This is a genomic window from Moorena sp. SIO3A2, assembly GCF_010672265.1.
GTDB classification, from domain to species: Bacteria; Cyanobacteriota; Cyanobacteriia; order Cyanobacteriales; family Coleofasciculaceae; genus Moorena; species Moorena producens.
In genome coordinates, this window is sequence record NZ_JAAHHC010000011.1 from 155880 (window position 1) to 175791 (window position 19912).

The window sequence follows — 19912 nt, forward strand, 5'->3', positions numbered from 1 at the left end:
ATTTCTTTCCCCTAGTAGGGCTGATCGAGATGTACCTCACAGTCGCGGGAACCGCTATAACTCTTTAGTCGCCGCAGCCACCGCAGCCGCCACCGCAGCCGCCACCGCAGCCGCCACCGCAGCTGCTACCGCCACCGCAGCTACTGCCACCGCAGCTACTGCTACTGCAGCCACTGCTACTGCTATTACCAGAATTGCTGGGAGGATTAAATACCTTTCGCAAGTTTTGTAGACCATTTTGGCTCAAAACTGTACTACCAAATAGAGCAAATGCCAGGGCTACTTGAGAATTATTCTGAGCATTTTCCAGCATCTGATGCTTAACTTTTAGGTTGTCTAATACAGTATCGCCGTAACCACTACGGTTTACTGGTTCAACCAGAAAGAACAAACCCATGATTGCTGTGATGAGGCACAGTATCATCAGGAAACCGACTGGCTTATGTCGCGAAATGCCTACTATAATTTTGCTGATTCCTAGGAGCAAGACAGCAAACAGAGGGAGTGCGGGATATTGCTGGGCTGATTTGGTTTGGTCTTCTGTAAGTAAGAGATTGAGATCGGTTAAGCGATCGCGTATTTGGTCTGTAGCGGATGCAGCGGATGCTCTAATTTGAGTTATAGTCTGACCAGTTCTAGCACCAATGTCAATTTTCAACTCAAGGGGATCATTTTTGTAAACCAAAGGATTTACTAATTCTAGCCCTCGGTATTCAGGCACAGGTTTTAAATGTCCACCCTGCACAAGGTTAACGATGGCTGTATCGACAGCTCGCTCTTTACCTCCAACTAAATAGCCTGTCTCATAGGCATCGAGAGAGATGGATTTCCCCTCAGGATCGGAAGCTGGTTGTTGTAGATACCAACGTAAACCGTAGGCCAAGACCACCGCAGCACTTACTAGAACTAGATAAAACCCGAGAAATAATAGTCCTGTGAAATTAATTGGGTTTGCGCTATTGACTAAGACTAATGACTCACAACCTGTGATGGTTACTGCCAAGACGAACAATAGGAAAACCATCCTGTATTGGTTGAGGCCGAAGTTGGGTAGTGAGTCTAAACTAACCTTACGCAAACTAACTTTAGGCAAATTAACTTTAGGTAAAATCCAGTACTGCTGAGGGTTTAACCGCACAAAATTGACATGCTGACTAACATGAAGATCAGCAGGTGCCCAAATATCTAATGGTGGTGCTTCCCCAAAGAAATAGTGATAGCTGGCTAGGGTTTTAGTGTACCAATCGTCGAATTTAGACTTTTCACTGGCACCACCACCACTAGGCAGATGATGAAAGGGGATTTGTAGAATGTTTGGGCAAAATTCATTCCAGTAAGAATGGGTATAGGTCAAGTGTAGATGCCACACTTGATCCACTGGATCAGAAGGGGAAACGGGATGGTCAGCTACTACTGCTAGAAACGCAAATTTCTTGTATTCATCAATCACTCGCTTAGTGTATTTAAGACTCCAGTGATTTTCCCGAGCCAGTCGCTTGCTAAAGGGAAATTTGGCATCAGGATCATCTAAGGAAAATGCCTGAAGGCGTTGATAGAGTTGGGTTTGTTGAAGGTTCATCATTGTTTGTGTTTTCCTGTACAATGCTAGTTACCTGAATCTACCCATATATTTATATTCAGCCCAAAAACAAGGTTTTATGAAAAGGTGTTTTGATTTTGCGTTCGGGTAGCGTGGCCTACGGCCAATCGCTTTTCTCAGCAGCCTGATATAGCACTACGCATACCATTAGAGCGGCAGTCTGGCTTCAAATTAGTGTGAAGATAGTTTAAATATTTCTGGATAATTTCAAAAATATGGTATAGTCCATATACTATCAAGTATGCTAGTTGCCTAAATCCCATACCCCCATAACTCAAAGCGCTGCTTGACTCACAATTCTTAGGATTAAAATTCCTAGTAAATCCTGAGGGAGTAACAGCGCTAATCATCAACATGCAAATTTTCGTCAGTCAATCAGAGTCAAGGAGACTCCTGTCGGTGATTGGATCTGGCAATCTACAAAAATACGGCAATAAATAGAAATGAATAGAGTAGTTATTCTAACACTAGATGGTGACCTAGACAGGGGAATTCGAGTCACTTTGGCATGGGGAACAACAGACAAGTCAGCTGAAGGAAAAATTATGAGTCGGTTGGCACCAAACCCCGAAATTTATCAACTATACACCGATTGGCAGAAAGGATATCGTAATTTAGAGTATTTTTACCGAAACCCCCGCTTAACTCCCAAAGGACTGTACATCTCTTCGATGAAATCCTGTGAGCAATTGGTTGACGAGTTAAGCAACAATATTAACCAATGGCTGAATTCTAGATCCGATGGCTTTGACCAGATCAGAAATCAATTAACAACTGAGTTAAGCCGTCATCGTGATATTCGGGTATTGATTCAGACCGATAATCCTCAGCTTCAACGATTACCATGGCACCTCTGGGATGTATGGGAAAATAATCATGACTCCGTTGAATTTAGTTTAATTCCCTTGGAATACCAGCCAACTCCAGAAACTAAACTGAGAAATCGAGTCAGACTATTAGCCATTCTTGGTAACAGTGACGGAATTGATATCGAAACCGACCACAACAATTGGCAGCAAGTCTCTAGCTTAGATTCATCCTCCTGCTTTCTAGTAGAACCGACACGAGAGGAATTAGACCATAAACTTTGGGAAAAAGAGGGCTGGGATATTCTGTTTTTTGCTGGTCATAGTTCTAGCGAATGTAATGATGAAAGTGGTCGAATTTATATCAATCAGGAAGACAGTCTCATCATTGATGATTTAATTCCTGCTCTAAAGGAAGCCATTAAAAACGGCTTGAAGCTAGCGATATTTAATAGCTGTGATGGCTTAGGCTTAGCCAATGCTCTAGCTAGATTACAAATGCCACAAGCGATTATTATGAAAGAGCCAGTCCCCGATGAAGTTGCCCAGACCTTCCTCAGGTTCTTTCTCGAAGAATTTTCTCAAGGAAAGTCTCTCCATAAGGCAGTTAAAGTAGCACGAAAAAGACTCCATTATCTAGAGAATCGATTAGATAAAAAATTACCCTACGCTACTTGGTTACCGGTGATTTATCACCATCCTAAAGCACAACCATGGCGTTGGCCAGTGTCAGGATCATTAGTTACACTTTTGATTAAATTAGCGTTAGGGACTGTTGCGCTCCTTAGCATTTACGGAATTTACAAAATTGCCACAGAGCCTAACAAGCTAGGAGACAAGATTAGTTCTGGAGAAGAGATACTGGATACAACCTCTGCTCGACGTTTCAAGCACCGGGGTGTTAAATTTATGGCAAAATGTCAGACTCCCTGGAGAGATAACTTAGCCATTTTTAGTCAAAAAACTTGGCAACGATGGGAGAGGTGTTGGTGGACAAAATCTAACTATAAAAAAGCTGGTAATTTATTCTTAAAATCCTGGCAAGAGGAAGACAAAGACCCAGAAACGTTAATTTATCTGAATAATGCCCTTTTAGAGGCTACTAAATCCGATTACTACACCATTGCTGTGGCGGTGCCCATCGTTAGAAACAAAAATGGCTCTGTCAAACATCGGGAGCTAGCTCAAAAAATTCTTCGAGGAATCGGTCACGCTCAAACAGAAGTTAACTTAGAGCTTTTTCAGGATAATGACAAACTCCCTAACAACTTTACTGAAAAGTTACTAGGAAAGGATGTTATAAACGGTAAATCTATCAAGGGTAAGGGTCTAAAAGTTCTTATTGCTGATGATGCTAATATCACCTCAGAAGCGATCCAAAGGGCAAAGGCACTAGTCAAGGAACGGGATATCCTAGGGGTAGTTGGTCACTATGCTAGTGATATGACCATGGAAACTGTGGATATTTATAATAGTAATAAGCTAGTGTTAATCTCCTCTGGCTCCACAACGGAAGAACTGACAGAGCACCCTAGAAATTTTTTCTTCCGGACGGTACCTACCGCTAAAATTGCAGCCCAATATTTGGTTGATTATTTGGTTGAAAATGGTCACCAAAAAGCGGCAGTTTTTTATAATCCTCGCAGTCCATTCACTCACTCGTTCTGGCAAGAATTTAAACAGCAGTTTACTAACCAAGGAGGAGAACTTGTCGATATCAAACACTACGATATATCTAAGCCCAACTTTAACCCTAAGCAAGCAATAGAGGAAATTGGGAAAACCCAGGACACAGCTATTGTTTTAAATCCTGATGGTCAAGTCACCAATGCTGTCACTAATGCTATCGATATGATCAAGGAAAACAATGGTCGTAATGTGATGGTGGGTTCCTCGGGAATCGCCAGGTCAAAAACACTAGCACTTAAACAACCCGATCTATTCGAGAACCTTGTGGTGTCTGTTTCCTGGCATCACCTAAACAGTGCTAACCCACAAGTTAATCAAGATGCTCAAACCTTATGGGGAAAATCTTTTAATTCCTTAACTGCCTGGTCTGCTTTAGCCTATGATGCAACTCGTGTGTTGATTACAGCTATCGAAAAACAGAAGAATCCCACACGTCTTGGTATGCAGAAAACCTTGAAAAGTCCTGATTTTAGTGCTGATGGGGTAACGGGAAAAATTGAGTTTGAACCGGCTAACGGTAATCGTAAGAATCCCTCACAAATCTTAGTCCATGTGGTGCCTTGTCCCAACCAGGAGTCTGGGTTAGAGTTTGTGCCCCTTGAGTATTCTTCTTGTGATCAAAAGCATTAAGCTCAAAAGCATTCAGCTATTAGCTATCAGCTATCAGCTATCAGCTATCAGTTATCAGTTATCAGCTATCAGTTATCAGTTATCAGTTATCAGCCATTCGCGTAGCGTGGCCAACGGCCAAGGCTGACGGCTGACAGCTGACAGCTGAATGCTTAGGCTAACATCAACTATAAAGAGGCAAAATACCATGACCAATAATCTTGAGCTAAGTGAGTTTAAACAAGAAATTGCTACTATCTATGATAACAGGAGCAATTCTTACGATAAGGGGGATTTCCATCCTCGGCTTGCAAATTGTCTAATCGAACATGTTGATATCAGACCTGGACAAAAAATCTTGGACATTGCTACGGGAACTGGCTTAGTTGCTATTGAAGCAGCAAAACGGGTTGGTCAGGATGGTCGAGTGGTGGGAGTAGATATTTCTACGGGTTTACTCAATCAAGCTCAACGCAAGATCTCCGCAGCAGGGTTGACTAATATTGAGCTAATCGAAGCTGATGCTGAGACCCTAAACTTTCCTGACAACAGTTTCGACAGAGTGTTATGTTGTTCAGCCCTGCCTTTAATGACAAACGTTCCTGCTGATCTACGCTTATGGAAACGTTTTCTGGTACCAGGAGGCTTAATGGGCTTGTGTGTTTTTGCTAAAACCGCTTTTACTACTGGCTTTATTCTCCAGAACGTTGCCCAAAGATACGGAATTTCATTGATATTTAGCGATGTCACCGGAGATGAAGAAAAATGCTACTCCTTGCTCACAGCAGCAGGATTTGAAGATATTAAAATTAAGCGGGAGCAATTGGGCAGCTACATTACGATAAGTGACGTAGAAGGCACCTGGGATGGTAGCTTAAAACATCCCCTGTGTTGGCCACTGCAGCAACTAGAGCCAAAACAATTAGAACAAGCCAAGGCTGACTACGTTGCCGAAATTAATGCCTTAGTCACCGACAAAGGTATTTGGAACGATATTACTACATTTTTTGTAAGCGGACGTAAAAATATGGAAAATTCTTAATTCTTAATTCTAAATTCTAAATTATTAATTCTGCATTCAATCTTTCCAAAACACTATTTAATAACTGTAGCTGATAAACCTGGCTGCTGGTATCCTGTGGTTGTTGATTTGTTGGCAAACTAATCACTTTCTCTGCCTTGGCTTGATACTTACGCACCATCGAGAAAGCGTCAGTACTGAAACAACTCAGATAATCCTGAGCTGCATCACTTAAGGCTTGGGCTACTTGATGGTCATAAGAGTCAGCGGATGAATTTGACTTATCTTTCTTTGCCCCTTTACTGAGGATATAGCTAGCGCCTCCAGCCATAGCTGCGCCCACTTTACCTTTTAAAACCAAACGGATTCCAGTAGAAAGACCAATTGGGATAACTTTCTTTGACTCCTGAGAAAATTCGGGAGGCTCAGGTATAATAACTTGAGGAGTATCGGGAACGGAAATGATTAGCTTACCAGGAGACTGATGCTCAAAAAACTCACACGCTTTATCAACCCATTCTTGGATTGCCTGTTGATATCCATCAATGTCTTGTTGGAATTGTGCTTGCCAACTGCTAAATTCCCCTTGCTGAAGTGCTGTCGCAAGTTTCGATTGATAGCGTTCTAAAAGTTTGGGCAAATACAGCCAACTCTCGAAATCAGAAACAGCGGCTTGGAATCCTTGTTTAATCAATTTCTGAGCTTTTTGTTGCAGCTCAAGTTTAGCCTGATGCTTCTCTTTGGCACTTTCTAATTCTGAGTTGATGACTTGGATTTTAGACTGTAGTGCTGCTTTAACCTGAGTTGCGATCGCATCCACACGATCCAGCCGAACCGTTGTCTTTTCCCGTTGAGCAGCTACCATGCTTTGCAGTGCTGATTCAAACATCGCCAATCCCGTGGTGTGTGCTTGATCAGATAATCCTTTTAGTCTAGCTCTCAAAGCAGGTAGGGCATCAACTCGATACAAGTTACTAAGGGTATTCGGTAATTCCGACCGAAAACTTTCCGCTACAAACCGTAGCCTAGGGCGTGTTTTCAAAGTTTTCCGCAAGATTATGATCCCCCCCAGCCCCCCTTAAAAAAGGGGGGAGCCATACTCAAAGTCCCCCTTTTTTAAGGGGGATTTAGGGGGATCTCCGAGTTTGAAGACACGCCCTAGTCTGGACTTCTTTTTGCTGATCAGGTTCCAATAAATTCAGGAAATTGACCACAAAAACAACAGTCTTGATTCCTCTATCTATTAACCAATCTCTCAGGTTTTCCCGCTCACCCAAGGTCATCAGCTGGCGACCATCCAGCACTTGAACGACTAAATCTGCTGTTAGCAGTTGGTCGCGCACTAAATTATCCTGAGCTTCCCGGTCATTTGTTCCTGGCAAATCCAGAAATTCTACACCAGTTTTTAGGAAGGGATGGGGACAGTAAACCTCTATCGAAGCGACATCAGAGCGCATACACCGTTGCTCATCTAGGATAGCATAGCGCTTGAGGACCTCTGTGCTATTTTCACTAATTTCTGTGCCATCAGTTAGGATAATTCGAGTATGCAATTCTTCTCCATATCGGATATGAATTGCAGCCCCTGTAGTGGGAATTAGACCAATGGGCAGAGTGCGCTTTCCTAGCAAAGCATTGAGCAAGGTAGATTTCCCATAATTAAACGGACCAAAGACAGCAATCCGAAATGTGGGATTTTCTAGATGGTCGCACAGGGCAATCACATCCTTTCGCAAGGGTGAGTCTTGCTCCAAATCAAGCAGACCGATAGCAGACCTAAGATAATTGACAACAGACTGATAGATTTGCTGATCTTCCATGACAATTGGTGTTCAGTAATTGGTCTTTGGTTATAAGCATTAAGCCGTCAGCCTTCAGCCGTCAGCTGACAGCTGAAGGCTTAGGTTTTTTTAATTATAATTTCAGGGTAGTTTGATATAGGTTTGAAGATGATAGGCGAAAACCCTAGATTAAGTTCGCTGACTATAGACGAAGTAAGCAAGCATACTTGGCCTAACTAACTGTTTCTGAACTTTTCGGTAATTACTTAAGTTTCCTTAGGACTTTCGTGACTTTGTCCCTCCCACAGCAAGGGATGAAGCGTAAGCACTGATGCAGCAACTACCAGCTCCCTTGAAACCCCTGACTTCAAGCACCATTAGAGCTGTTAAGGCATCTCAAAAAAAAATAAGAGAGCCGTTGGTGTGACTCTCTCGATCATCAGGGTGCATCTACTTGATCTCAGTATAGCAAGATTAATGTGGGGTGCAACCCCTCATACCTCAACGGGAGCAAAATGTTAAAAAACTTAATAGTTTGGTGAGGCTTAATGATTGGGATAATAAAGCGTTCGCGCAGCGTCGGGCTTTGCCCGAATCCCATTGATGTAGCAACCACCAGTTGACTTGAAACCCTTGACTTCAAGCACCATTAGAACTGTTAAGCCATCTCAAAAAAAATAGAGAGCCGTTGGTGTGACTCTCTCGATCATCAGGGTGCATCTACTGATCTCAGTATAGCAAGATAAGTGAGGGGTGCAACCCCTCACCCCTATAGTCAAGCAAAATGTTACAAAACTTAATAGATAGGAGAGTCTGAATGATTGGGATCAAGCCTACGCACTCATGCAGCAACCACCAGTTGACTTGAAACCCTTGACTTCAAGCACCATTAGAACTGTTAAGCCATCTCAAAAAAAAATAAGAGAGCCGTTGGTGTGACTCTCTCGATCATCAGGGTGCATCTACTGATCTAAGTATAGCAAGATAAATGTGGGGTGCAACCCCTCATCCCTTAAAGCGAGCAAAATGTTACAAAACTTAATAGTGCGCATCGGCTTAATGATTGGGATCAAGCGTTCGCGCAGCGTCGGGCTTTGCCCGAATCCCATTCATGCAGCAACCACCAGTTCCCTTCAAACCTCTCACTTCAAACACGTAAAGAACTGTTAAGCCATCTCAAAAAAAATAGAGAGCCGTTGGTGTGACTCTCTCGATCATCAGGGTGCATCTACTGATCTAAGTATAGCAAGATAAATGTGGGGTGCAACCCCTCACCCCTTAAAGCGAGCAAAATGTTACAAAACTTAATAGTGTGCTGAGGCTTAATGCTTGGGATGAAGCGTACCCACTCATACAGCAACCAGTAGTTGACTTGAAACCCTTGAAACCCTTGACTTCAATCACCATTAGAATGTTTCAGCCATCTCAAAAAAAAATAGAGAGCCGTGCTTGTGACTCTCTCGATCATCAGGGTGTATCTACTTGATCTCAGTATAGCAAGATAAATGTGGGGTGCAACCCCTCACCTTGCTATACCAGCAAAATGTTATAATCCTTAATGTTTTTGGGTAGAATCCCTAGGCCAAAATCATCATGCCGCTAGGGGGTAATTCAATCCTGACCGTTGCCCTACCCTGGTCATGTTGAACGATTACGGTTTGATTCTGGGGTGGATGGGGTAATTGAGAGTTACTCCAGTAACTGTTGTAGAGCAGAGTAAGGGTTGAGCCGTGGGGGTGTAGTGAGGCATCAATGGTGACGTATGCACCGCGGCTTTCCATGCCATGGGTGTTTAAAACCACCAGAATTTCTTGATTGTAGAGAATCCTTGACCAAGCAATTAATTCTCCAGCATCAGGAATAGCAAAAGGTTTGCCGAGATAGGAGGTTTCTCGGAGGTATTGACGACCGCCACGTAGGGTTTTTCCAATCAGGTCTTGTCGATTTCGGAGGTTTGCGATCGCAGAAATTCTGAGATAGGTGGGATGGTCTGGGTCAAAGAAGTGACAGCCACTGGTTTCAAATGCTCCAAAGCTACCCCCAAACATCGATTCACGAATATAGCGATCGCTATTGGAAATGTTGCCATACTCATTGATTGGTTCAACACTAGGGTCATGGCGGTTTTCCGTGCCATCAAAGGCTTGTTCAGTACCGTAATAGATACAGGGTATACCCAACGTGGTCAGTTGCACCCCTACCGCATGGGCTATTTGCTGGTATTTACTAGGAATAGAGTTATTAGCAGCAAACCGATGCTTGCGATCGCGTCCGACCATATCATGGTCATCTAAGATCGAAACATGATACCGTCCCGTTTCCCGGTGGCTACCAAGGATATTATGCTCCTCAAATTGACTAAAAAACTCCCTTGGTGGTGTTAATCCTTTTACCATCTGTGCTAATCGCTTTGTGGGTTCCCCAATATCAAGCACAGCATCCAAATTGCGACCAAATACTTCCAGGTAGTTGCGGGACATATGAGCCCCATCCGTTACTTCTCCCACCAGTAGGATGTTTTCCTTACCAATCGATTCCGCATATTCCCGGATAGCACCACAAAAACTACGGGAAACTCGCCAAGGAATATGCTTAACCGTATCAATGCGAAATCCATCGCAGTCACTTAGGGCAATCCAGTATTGATAGACTTTAATAATCCCTGCTAGGACTTCCGGTTTAGCCAGATTAATGTCTTTTAAATCAAAGAAATCCCCTCGGCGAAATTCTAGCTCCGGATGCAGTTTGTCTTCCCAAGGGTCTGCACCCCATTCGTTAATATGACCAGCACGAGTGTACCAATCAATGTTTTGAAAGTCTTGAGGCCATACCCCATCAATTTCTGTAGTGATTTCGGAAATCGCTTTACCAGTGCCAGAACGCCAACTATGAACTGGATAAGGTGGTTCAAAACGGTAGGGAAGGCTAGCTTTAGGATTATCATTCTCGTCTTGGTAGAAAAAGTTATTGCCGCTGTGGTTATAAATGATGTCTAAGATCACATACATTTCCCGCTCATGGGCAGCATCCACTAAATCCCGTAAATCCTGACGGCTGCCAAATCGGGGGTCAACATCTAGGAAATTTTGAATCCCGTAGCCGTGATAGGTGTCTAGTTCAATCCGTTGTCGCCAAACTGGACCAATCCAAAGGGTAGTGACACCTAATTGTTTCAAGTAGTCCAATTTACTTTCGATTCCCTTGAGGGTACCCCCTTGAAACCTTTTTCCCTTGCTCATCCAGTCACCTTTATTTTTGGCTTTAAATTGGTTGGGGTTACTAGGGTCAAATTTTTTCCGCTCTAGTTCTAACCCATCACTGAATCGGTCAGGTAGCAGAAAGTATAGAATCTGGTCTCGCCAAGTAATCGGACTTGGATAAACATTGCCCCTCGGTTGCAGGTTGGCCTCAGCGAGGGTTTGGGGAGAGCATGGTTCAACTGGAGTAGACACGATGGAAACCTTTGGTGAATCAATGTTAGTTTCTTTAACGGTATACACCAGTAGATAATTCAATTCCGCAAAAGACTAGTGGGAGTGGGGAGTCGGGAGTGGGGAATCGGGAGTCGGGAGTCGGGAGTGGGGAATCGGGAATCGGGAATCGGGAATCGGGAATCGGGAATCGGGAGTCGGGAATCGGGAATCGGGAATCGGGAGTCGGGAGTGGTGAATCGGGAGTAGGAATAACAAAATTGAATTTACCTAATAATTCAATCGTGGGGTGTTTTTGAATTTTGAATTGATAATTTTGAATGGTCGCGAAGCGATTGACCAAGGGAAATCACAGAAATTAAACCCAAACTTTCAGCAGATGGCATTGCTAACACTTTCATCCAAATGGAATCGGATCTGTCTTGATGCAGTCGCTCATGGGGGGGACCCCCAAGACCGCGCTGCATCGCTTTTTGGTCATTACCGATTCTGAGGTTTTTGCTGTAATAGAGACGGTGTTTGAGCTTGTACCGTTTGTACAAAGGCAACTCCTGCCTTAATATCCTGTCTGATTTCTTCTTTATGGTCGTGGTAGTAAGCCAGTGCTGCATAGACATCTGACATGGTAATGCTAGGATGGTGATAGAGAATTTCATCCGGTGACATTCCCATGCTTTCGTGGCAGATGACAATATCTTGAACTCGAATCCGATGTCCGGCAATCCGAGGTTTCCCGCCACAAACCCCCGGAGTGATTTCAATATGTTCTGAGATTGTTGGAATGGTTGTCATTGGGAGAGTTCATAAACGTCACTAAAAGAAGCGTTACCTTACGGTAGTATTATTATTGAATAGCACACTTTGCCTTCTGTTTGCGTTCGCATTCAAAGTATAGCATTTCAGCAAATAGTTAAAAAAAATAGTTAAAAAATCCAATAAGCCCGTTTTTCCTAGTAATCAAGTACACAATATTTTACCCCCGATTCCCGATTCCCGATTCCCTACTCCCGATTCCCTACTCCCTTCCCTAGATCATGTCTTACAGTCAATTTACTATTCAAAAAGTAGTCAAGGATTTTGACTTAACTTTAATCGAACAAGGGAATATTTTTGAAAGCGATTGGCCTACGGCCACGCTACGCGAACGCGTAATTTCTCCTAGTCCTTATTTAGCGGAATTTATCACCCAAAATTACCAACTGGCCATCGCACTAAATACTGAAAAAGCCCGATCAGAACTCTTGATATGTCCAGTGTTACTGGCAGTTAGAGAATTCCATCAATACCAGATTAGCTTGTTTTCTGGGGAAGAGTTTAATGTTGACCCAGAAGTAGGATTAAATGGCACCTGTGATTTTATTATTAGTCTGTCACCGGAACAGTTATTTATTAAAGCCCCGGTAGCCATTATTATAGAAGCTAAAAAAGAAGACCTGAAAGGGGGGTTAGGACAATGTATCGCCGCGATGGTAGCAGCTGGTCGGTTTAACCAACAGGAGAATAATAGTAACGGTAATGCGTTCGCGGAGCGTGGCCTACGGCCAATCGCAACGGTTTACGGTGCCGTAACCACTGGGACTCTATGGCGATTTCTGAAATTGGAGGAAAAAACAGTAACCCTCGATCTCGCCGAATATTTACTCCCTCCCATCGAACCTATTCTAGGGAAATTGGTGCAGATGGTGGAATAGGATTAGGACTTATATCAATTCTGTTCCCATACCCCCCTTATCCCCATAGCCCTAGATTCCTGGCATAAAAAGATTTGGTCGATTTTAATAAAGGGGTAATGACCAAGCGGATTTGGTATTATATCAATTGGGAAGATGGGCAAGTGTCGGGAGATAGGGAGATGGGGAATAGTATTTATTTTTCTATAGTTTTTCCTAGTCTAATCAGGTACATCATATAAATATTTTTCCCTGCTCCGAAGCTCCGTTCGCGTTCGCGCAGCGTCTGGCTCTGCCAGTAAGCGTGGCCCACGGCCTTAGCTCCCTGCTCCCTAAAACCTAGAAAAAAGCCAAAAAAATGGGGAAGAAAAAGTTAGTAAAAACCTTCCCCTCAAGGAAAAGCTAAAGACTAGAAGATGAAAAAACTAGAATATCAAAAAAAATCTGATCACATCTAACCCTAGCATAAACTAATTTAAAATGTCAATGGTTTTTTTGTAAATTTTTATGTTTAGGCTTGTATTTTTATCTAGGAATGTTAATATTTTTATACCAAGTTGCATTCAAAGATATAGCAGAAGTCAGAAGTCAGAAGTCAGAAGTCAGAAGTTAAACTCAAGCCAAACTGTAGTTTGAGACTTTTGTCATGTCCTAATTACCCTGGCGACTGCTATAGTAGATTGCTGGGATAGGGAGATAGGGAGATAGGGAGATTTGGGAAAGAGAAAGTTGTACCTTTGACCGCAACTTAGTATCGAGTTATCCATAGCTTAACTACACAACTGGAATAAACGCTTTAGAATGACGTAAATACTGGGTCATTTGCCCATTGGCCTTTGAGAATTTTGGTTTTGAGTTCCGGTACAGTAGTATGCCTGCAACTATTGCCCTGATTGCCCACGACAACAAGAAAAATGATATAGTGGCATTTGTCAAGCGCCACCACATCGTTTTCTCTCGCTACACCTTAATTGCTACAGGGAACACAGGGAAACAAATTCAAAACTCCACTGGCTTACCTGTTGATTGCTTACTCCCTGGTCCTATCGGTGGAGATGCCCAGTTGTTTGCAGCGGTGGCGGAGGGAAAGGTCTGTGCTGTGTTTTTCTTCATCGATGCACTCCATGCTAAATCCCATGAACCTGATATTCAGGCTCTCTTACGGATTTGTGATGTCCATGATGTAGCGATCGCCACCAACTTAGCTACAGGAGAACTGGTCATCAGTGCCCTAGCGCGGACCCAAGTGGCTCACCTTATTTTTAATCCAGTGGCCGGTCAAGGAGACTCCGATCATGAATTGACCATTATTGAAAACATGCTGGGTGGCCATTTCAATCTCCATATCCATCAAACTACTCTAGAAATTACGGCGGAAGAATTGACCAAACGGGCGATCGCAGTCCACGCCGATCTCATCATTGCCTCTGGCGGTGACGGCACCGTATCCGCCGTTGCCAGTCAGCTGATTGATACCAACATTCCCCTCGCCATTATTCCCAGAGGAACCGCTAATGCCTTTTGTCAGGCGTTGGGCATTGGTGGCACAGTAATGCCCATTCGCGCCGCCTGCCGCATCATTTCCGAAGGCTATACCAAAGTGATTGATGCGGCTCGCTGTAACGACACCCCCATGATTTTATTAACCGGAATTGGTTTTGAAGCAGAAATGGTCGATAAAGCTAGCCGAGAATTCAAGGATCAGTGGGGGGTACTGGCCTATCTGGTAGCGGGATGGCAACAACTGGATGAACAAGAGCTATTTGATGCGGCTGTGGAAATTGAAGACCAGATCTATCGAGTTGAAGTAGGGGCTATCACTGTGGCTAATGCGGCTCCCCCTACCTCAGTGTTAGCCCAAGGAATGGGTGAAGTTATTTACGACGACGGGTTACTGGATGTCACCATGGCCAAAGTAGACACAAAACTTCAGGCGGTCACATCAATGGTCAATGCCTTTGGTGCCGCGTTGGTTCACCTGACACCCAACCAAGAAAATATTCATCATGTCCGAACCCGCAGTATCAAAATCGCCACAGATCCCCCTCAGAAGGTGGTTGTGGATGGAGAAGTCATTGGAACAACTCCTATCAAAGTTGAATGTATTCCCAAGGGATTGACTGTATTTGTCCCCAACCCCAATTAATCTGCCTCAAGCCCAAATAATCTCAATTTGTGTTCGCGTAGCGTGACCGTAGATCAATCGCGTAGCGTGGCCGTAGGGCAATCCCACGACCTAAGTGTTTCATTTATATAGTTGATTATACTGATCAGGTACATTAAATTTTATTATCCCGACTCCCGATTCCCGACTCCCGATTCCCGACTCCCTAAAACTCCAGAATCATAGATTAAGCTAGTAGCAAAGTTAGTTAAAAAACTAGGTTTATGTTCAAAAAGCTATTAGCTCAGGTTGGCATTGGAGCAGCAAAGGTAGATACACGTTTGTACTTTGATTCCCTAGCTCCTGGGGAAATGGTAGAAGGGGAAGTTTATATTACTGGGGGAGATGTTTCCCAGAAGATTGATGATATTTATATTTATCTAGTTACCGAATACTTGCGGGAAGAAGAAGATACCTCAATCACAGAGGAATGCATATTAATGCAATATCGCCTCTCGGAACGCTTCAACTTGGAGGCAAAAGAGGAAATAGTTATTCCATTTTCGTTTCCCCTCCCTGAGGAAACACCACTGACATTAACCAGCCAACCAGTATATTTACGTACTGGCTTAGATATTCCCATTGCCGTTGACCCGAAAGACACCGATTACATTGAGGTACATCCACACCCGTTAATGCAAGCGGTGTTTGATGCATTAGAAAACCTAGGATTTCAACTTCATGAAGTCGATTGTCAGTATAATACTCACTTCGGGGGTAGATATCCATTCGTCCAAGAGTTCGAGTTTCGTCCCATGGGTAAGTATCAGGGTAGCTTGGATGAATTGGAAATCATTTTTTCTCTCTACTCAGAAGACTTAGAAGTTTTCTTAGAAATAGATAAACGAGCCCGTGGATTTGGGGGTTTTCTAGAAGAAACATTCGATCTAGATGAACGTTATGTCCAATTTCAGGTAACACTCGATGACCTCAATCTTCCTATGGGTGAATTAGAAGCAATGATTGAGGAGATTATTGAGAGCCAAATTAATTAGAATTAATCCCTCAAAATCTGATCAATCATCCGGTTAGCTTGGGATTCATAACCACTACCAAAGAGATTAAAGTGATTGAGGATGTGGTAAAGGTTATAGAGGTTTTTCCGCCGTTTGTAACCTTGCTCTAAAGGCCACACCTCGTTATAGCCTCGATAAAATGCTGCTGGGAAACCACCAAACAATTCGGTCATCGCAATATCAACTTCGCGATCGCCTACATAAGTAGCAGGGTCAAAAATTACTGGTTCTCCCGACATGGTAATAGCCGCATTACCACCCCATAAATCACCGTGTACTAAGGAAGGTTGAGGCTGATGATCCAGTAATTTAGGAACTATTGCCAGTAATTGGTCTTGTTTCGGGAAATGACCACTGCGACGCCGTGCTAGCTGAAACTGATAACCCAGGCGATACTCTACAAAAAACTCTACCCAATCCGACATCCATTGATTAACTTGTGGTGTCGAACCAATAGTATTATTTTGATTCCAACCAAACTTACCCATCTCGGTTGAAGCTTGGGGAGTAGCAGCCTGATGCATGGCTGCTAACTGATGTCCCATTTTTACCCAAGACTCGGTACTGTTACCGCCACCAAGGTCTAGCCACTCCAAAACAATATAAGAACAATCCACGGCAGTACCATAGCAAATTGGTTTGGGGATTCGGATAGTCTGAGTTGCCACCATCTGCTTTAGACCGAGGGCTTCGGCCTCAAACATATAGACAGCAGAGGCAGAATTGAGTTTAACAAAATACTTATTAGTCTTACCGACCAGAGCATAACCCTGATTAATACAGCCACCACCAACAGATTGGCGCTGGTTAATCTCAAAGGTTTCACGAGTGACTTGGCTTATCTGGTCAGCAATTTCTTTCCACATCTTAGTCTATTCCCTACTCCCTGTTCCCTGTTCCCTTTGCGATCACAATACCATAAGCATGGGGAGACAGATACTGCTGTGCAGCCTTTTGGATATCAACAGCACTAACTGATTTAATATGACTAGGGTAATTCAGTGCTGGTTCTAAATCCCCGACTTGGGAGTAATAGTAACCATATAAATTGCTGCGAGCACTTGGTTTTTCATTACTAAAGATAAACTGATTGGCCACTTTGGTACGAATCCGAGCAATCTCTGAGTCTGATACCAATTCTGTCTGACAGCGATGGATATGGTTTGCGATCGCATTCTCCACCTCTGCCAAATTCTCAGCTGGCAGTTTAGCAGAAATATAAAACACCCCTTGCAGCCGCTGAGTGATATTACTAACCCCAATTTGAGTAACCAGTTGCCGTTCTTCTCGCAAATCCCTAAACAGCCTGGACATACGACCTCGTCCTAAAATTCCTGCTAGCACATCCAAAGCATAGGTTTCCTTCAACTCAGGTATACCAGGCACCCGCCACACCATCACCAGCCGCGCTTGTTGTAAAGACTCATCCACATACTCCCGACGGACAATGTTCTCGAAAGCTGGTTCTGGGGTAAGGTTTGTTCTATCTTCTATCGTCCTTGGCTGTGCTTGACTAAATCCATTGCTGACAATTTCAATTAATTCCGTAACTGGCAAATTCCCCACCACTGCCGCAGTCATAGACCCTGGTTGATACCACCTACCATGAAAGTCACGCATCTGCTGAGGCTGGAGTTGTTCAATCACCGAGGCAGGTCCGAGCACAGGACGTCGATAGGGTAACTGGTCAAAAGTAGTCTCCATTGCCCATCTATGGGTGCGGCGGCGGGGATTATCCTGGGAACGGCGAATTTCTTCCAAAACTACCATTCGCTCCTTTTCAAAGCCATGGTCAGGAATACTAGGATTGAGTACCACCTCTAGCTGTAATGGTGCAAGCTCGGCAAAATCTTTAGGAGCTGTAGTGATGTAATAGTGAGTGTAATCCTGACTTGTAGCCGCATTAGTTACGGCACCCCGTTGCTCAATCAGCCGCTCAAACTCACCACTTTGCAATTTTGGTGTGCCCTTAAACACCATATGCTCCAGAAAATGAGCCATACCATTAATCTGATCCGATTCCATTGCGGAACCGACATTAATCCAAACATTCAGATTCACAGCTTCAACAGGCATCTGCTCCGCCACAATGGTTAACCCATTCGGTAGCTTTTCAACAGTGGGAGCATTGAGGCAGGGAGTATTGAGCAAACTGGAAGTCATTAAATTAATCACTGATTGACCACTATTTATTCATAGTAATCTTTCCGTTTGATATCGCGTTTTTGATATCGGGAATCGGGAATCGCGAATCGCGAATCGCGAATCGCGAATCAGGATTAGCCACGATAACACCACACTTCCTATCTCCCCATCTCCTTATCTCCCCAACTCCCCATCTCCCCATCTCCCGATTCCCCACTCCCAAACGCCATGGCTCAAGGTAGAATTATGATAAGAAACATTAAGAAATGCAAATAAACCACCATGGTAAGCACTCAGGGCGGTAAAGGTAAGGTAGAATACACCAATAAAGAATTCCCGCAGAAAAAAGACCAGAAAAAAGTAGTAGTAATCGGTGCAGGAATTGGTGGACTAACCGCTGGAGCACTCCTTGCTCGCCGAGGCTACCGTGTGGTAATACTAGACCAAGCCCTAGTACCAGGAGGATGCGCCTCCACCTTTAAACGTCGGGGCTTTACCTTCGATGTTGGTGCGACCCAGGTAGCTGGCTTAGAACCTGGTGGCATTCACAAACGCATCTTTGATGAACTGGAAGTAGACCTGCCAGCCGCTACCCCCTGTGACCCTGCTTGTGCGGTATTTCTTCCCGGTGAAACCGAACCAATTAACATCTGGCGGAACCCGGAGCAATGGAAAAGAGAACGAGAACGCCAGTTTCCCGGTAGTGAACCCTTCTGGCAACTGATGGCAACCTTATTCAATGCCAGTTGGAAGTTCCAATCCCGTGACCCAGTGCTACCACCTCGTAATTTATGGGACTTGTGGCAATTAACCTCAGCAGTGCGTCCTGATACCTTAATTACCCTACCTTTTACCTTCATGACCGTAGCCGATGGGTTGCGAGGATATGGCTTATATGGGAATAAGCGTCTGAAAACCTTTCTGGATTTGCAGCTGAAGCTTTATTCCCAAGTCGATGTTGATCAGACAGCACTGTTGTATGCAGCAACAGCCTTAGGAGTTTCCCAGGAACCCCAAGGGTTATTTCATCTCCAAGGTAGTATGCAGGTGTTAAGCGATCGCTTAGTAGAAGCCCTGGAAAAATGGGGGGGTAAGCTACTAATGCGCCACACCGTTGAACAGATCGAAACATCAGCTGGTAAAGCTACTGGTGTTTCGATTCGCAATCAGAAAACAGGGGAAGTTTGGACAGAACCAGCGGATGAGGTAGTTGCCAATGTTACGGTGCAAAACCTAGTCAAATTATTAGGTAATAATCTACAGAGCTTCAATGGAACCTCGATGGCAGGCTACTCGATGGCAGGCTATAAATATCGAGTCGATAAATTACCTTCACCATCCGGTGCGTTTGTCATCTATCTTGGGGTAGATAAACGTGCAATTCCTGATGGTTGTCCTCCCCATCTTCAGTTTCTCTATGACTACGATGGACCAATTGGCGAGAATAATTCCTTGTTTATTTCGGTTAGTAAGCCAGGAGATGGACGAGCACCAGAGGGAAAAGCAACGATTACTGCCTCATCCTTTACCGATGCTGCCATGTGGTGGCGGGGGTCCAAGCAAGACTATGACCGGTTAAAGGAAGAGTATACAGAAAATGCGATCGCACGTCTTAGTCAATACTTTGATTTAACACCAGAGACCATCATTCACCAAGAAGCAGCAACCCCTCGCACCTTTGCCCGTTATACTGCCAGAGAACAAGGCATTGTCGGAGGGATAGGGCAACGGATACCCACCTTTGGGCCCTTTGGCTTTGCCACTCGCACACCCTGCAAAAGTCTGTGGTTAGTAGGAGACTCCACTCATCCAGGAGAAGGAACAGCTGGGGTCAGTTATTCTGCCCTTACCGCTGTACGGCAGATTGAGACATCATTTTGTTTGTAGGGGCGCAAGCCAAGAGTCCCTAGCTTGGGTAAAGGGGTTTTGGTCTCAAATGTCAAGATCATATGGATCTGTTTTTGGCCAGACCAGCTGTGA

General features: G+C 44.0%; 16 protein-coding genes and 1 pseudogene. 7 read left to right on the forward strand and 10 right to left on the reverse strand.

The window, feature by feature from the left end:
- Positions 1-64: 64 nt before the first annotated feature.
- Positions 65-1582 (reverse strand): TIGR04222 domain-containing membrane protein, encoded by a 1518-nt coding sequence (locus F6K64_RS14540; protein ID WP_202799158.1) that lies wholly within the window; start codon positions 1580-1582, stop codon positions 65-67.
- Positions 1583-2043: 461 nt separating this feature from the next.
- Between F6K64_RS14540 and F6K64_RS14545 the strand changes: the two genes are divergently transcribed.
- Genes F6K64_RS14545 through F6K64_RS14555 form a run of 3 tightly spaced genes read left to right on the forward strand, consistent with a single transcriptional unit; the run spans position 2044 to position 5746 of the window.
- Entirely contained in the window at positions 2044-4725 is a 2682-nt protein-coding gene (locus F6K64_RS14545; protein ID WP_008180263.1) for an ABC transporter substrate-binding protein, read from the forward strand.
- On the forward strand, positions 4709-4852 hold the full coding sequence (locus F6K64_RS14550) for a hypothetical protein (protein WP_008180261.1): 144 nt from the start codon (positions 4709-4711) through the stop codon (positions 4850-4852). The genes F6K64_RS14545 and F6K64_RS14550 overlap by 17 nt, the downstream gene beginning before the upstream one ends.
- A 60-nt stretch (positions 4853-4912) precedes the next feature.
- Complete coding sequence (locus tag F6K64_RS14555) at positions 4913-5746, forward strand: class I SAM-dependent methyltransferase (protein WP_008180259.1); 834 nt, start codon at positions 4913-4915, stop codon at positions 5744-5746.
- A gap of 16 nt (positions 5747-5762) precedes the next feature.
- Here the strand turns inward: F6K64_RS14555 and F6K64_RS14560 are convergent, their stop codons facing one another.
- The 6 genes and pseudogenes from F6K64_RS14560 to F6K64_RS14585 all read right to left on the reverse strand — a co-directional run bounded on the left by F6K64_RS14560 (position 5763) and on the right by F6K64_RS14585 (position 11729).
- Positions 5763-6767, reverse strand: coding sequence for a hypothetical protein (locus F6K64_RS14560; protein WP_052308409.1), 1005 nt, complete (start codon positions 6765-6767; stop codon positions 5763-5765).
- 118 nt (positions 6768-6885) lie between these two features.
- A pseudogene (locus tag F6K64_RS14565) lies at positions 6886-7545 on the reverse strand (dynamin family protein); the annotation flags it as partial.
- 1538 nt (positions 7546-9083) lie between these two features.
- Positions 9084-10958, reverse strand: coding sequence for an alpha-amylase family glycosyl hydrolase (locus F6K64_RS14570; protein ID WP_287265675.1), 1875 nt, complete (start codon positions 10956-10958; stop codon positions 9084-9086).
- Between the two features lie 75 nt (positions 10959-11033).
- Entirely contained in the window at positions 11034-11195 is a 162-nt protein-coding gene (locus F6K64_RS14575) for a hypothetical protein (RefSeq protein WP_287265677.1), read from the reverse strand.
- Positions 11196-11215: 20 nt separating this feature from the next.
- Positions 11216-11404 carry a hypothetical protein gene (locus tag F6K64_RS14580; protein ID WP_287265678.1) on the reverse strand — a complete coding sequence of 63 codons (189 nt, stop codon included), beginning with the start codon at positions 11402-11404 and terminating at the stop codon, positions 11216-11218.
- Between the two features lie 13 nt (positions 11405-11417).
- Entirely contained in the window at positions 11418-11729 is a 312-nt protein-coding gene (locus F6K64_RS14585; protein WP_287265680.1) for a DUF433 domain-containing protein, read from the reverse strand.
- Between the two features lie 242 nt (positions 11730-11971).
- On the opposite strand from F6K64_RS14585, the gene F6K64_RS14590 reads away from it, so the two are divergent.
- From F6K64_RS14590 to F6K64_RS14600, 3 genes are all read left to right on the forward strand, one after another.
- Positions 11972-12628, forward strand: coding sequence for a hypothetical protein (locus tag F6K64_RS14590; RefSeq protein WP_287265681.1), 657 nt, complete (start codon positions 11972-11974; stop codon positions 12626-12628).
- An 850-nt stretch (positions 12629-13478) separates the two neighbouring features.
- Positions 13479-14753, forward strand: coding sequence for a methylglyoxal synthase (mgsA, locus tag F6K64_RS14595; RefSeq protein ID WP_008188048.1), 1275 nt, complete (start codon positions 13479-13481; stop codon positions 14751-14753).
- Positions 14754-14995: 242 nt separating this feature from the next.
- On the forward strand, positions 14996-15766 hold the full coding sequence (locus F6K64_RS14600; protein ID WP_008188047.1) for a sporulation protein: 771 nt from the start codon (positions 14996-14998) through the stop codon (positions 15764-15766).
- 2 nt (positions 15767-15768) lie between these two features.
- Here the strand turns inward: F6K64_RS14600 and F6K64_RS14605 are convergent, their stop codons facing one another.
- From F6K64_RS14605 to F6K64_RS14615, 3 genes are read right to left on the reverse strand one after another with little or no spacing between them, the layout of a single operon-like run.
- On the reverse strand, positions 15769-16653 hold the full coding sequence (locus F6K64_RS14605; RefSeq protein WP_008188046.1) for a fructosamine kinase family protein: 885 nt from the start codon (positions 16651-16653) through the stop codon (positions 15769-15771).
- 13 nt (positions 16654-16666) lie between these two features.
- Positions 16667-17950 carry a M16 family metallopeptidase gene (locus F6K64_RS14610; RefSeq protein ID WP_008188045.1) on the reverse strand — a complete coding sequence of 428 codons (1284 nt, stop codon included), beginning with the start codon at positions 17948-17950 and terminating at the stop codon, positions 16667-16669.
- A gap of 22 nt (positions 17951-17972) precedes the next feature.
- Positions 17973-18134, reverse strand: coding sequence for a hypothetical protein (locus F6K64_RS14615; RefSeq protein WP_154659908.1), 162 nt, complete (start codon positions 18132-18134; stop codon positions 17973-17975).
- A gap of 80 nt (positions 18135-18214) precedes the next feature.
- Here F6K64_RS14615 and crtD point away from each other — a divergent pair, with 80 nt between their 5' ends.
- Positions 18215-19819: a C-3',4' desaturase CrtD gene (gene crtD / locus F6K64_RS14620; protein WP_008188044.1), complete on the forward strand. Its 1605-nt coding sequence runs from the start codon at positions 18215-18217 to the stop codon at positions 19817-19819.
- Positions 19820-19912 lie beyond the last annotated feature (93 nt).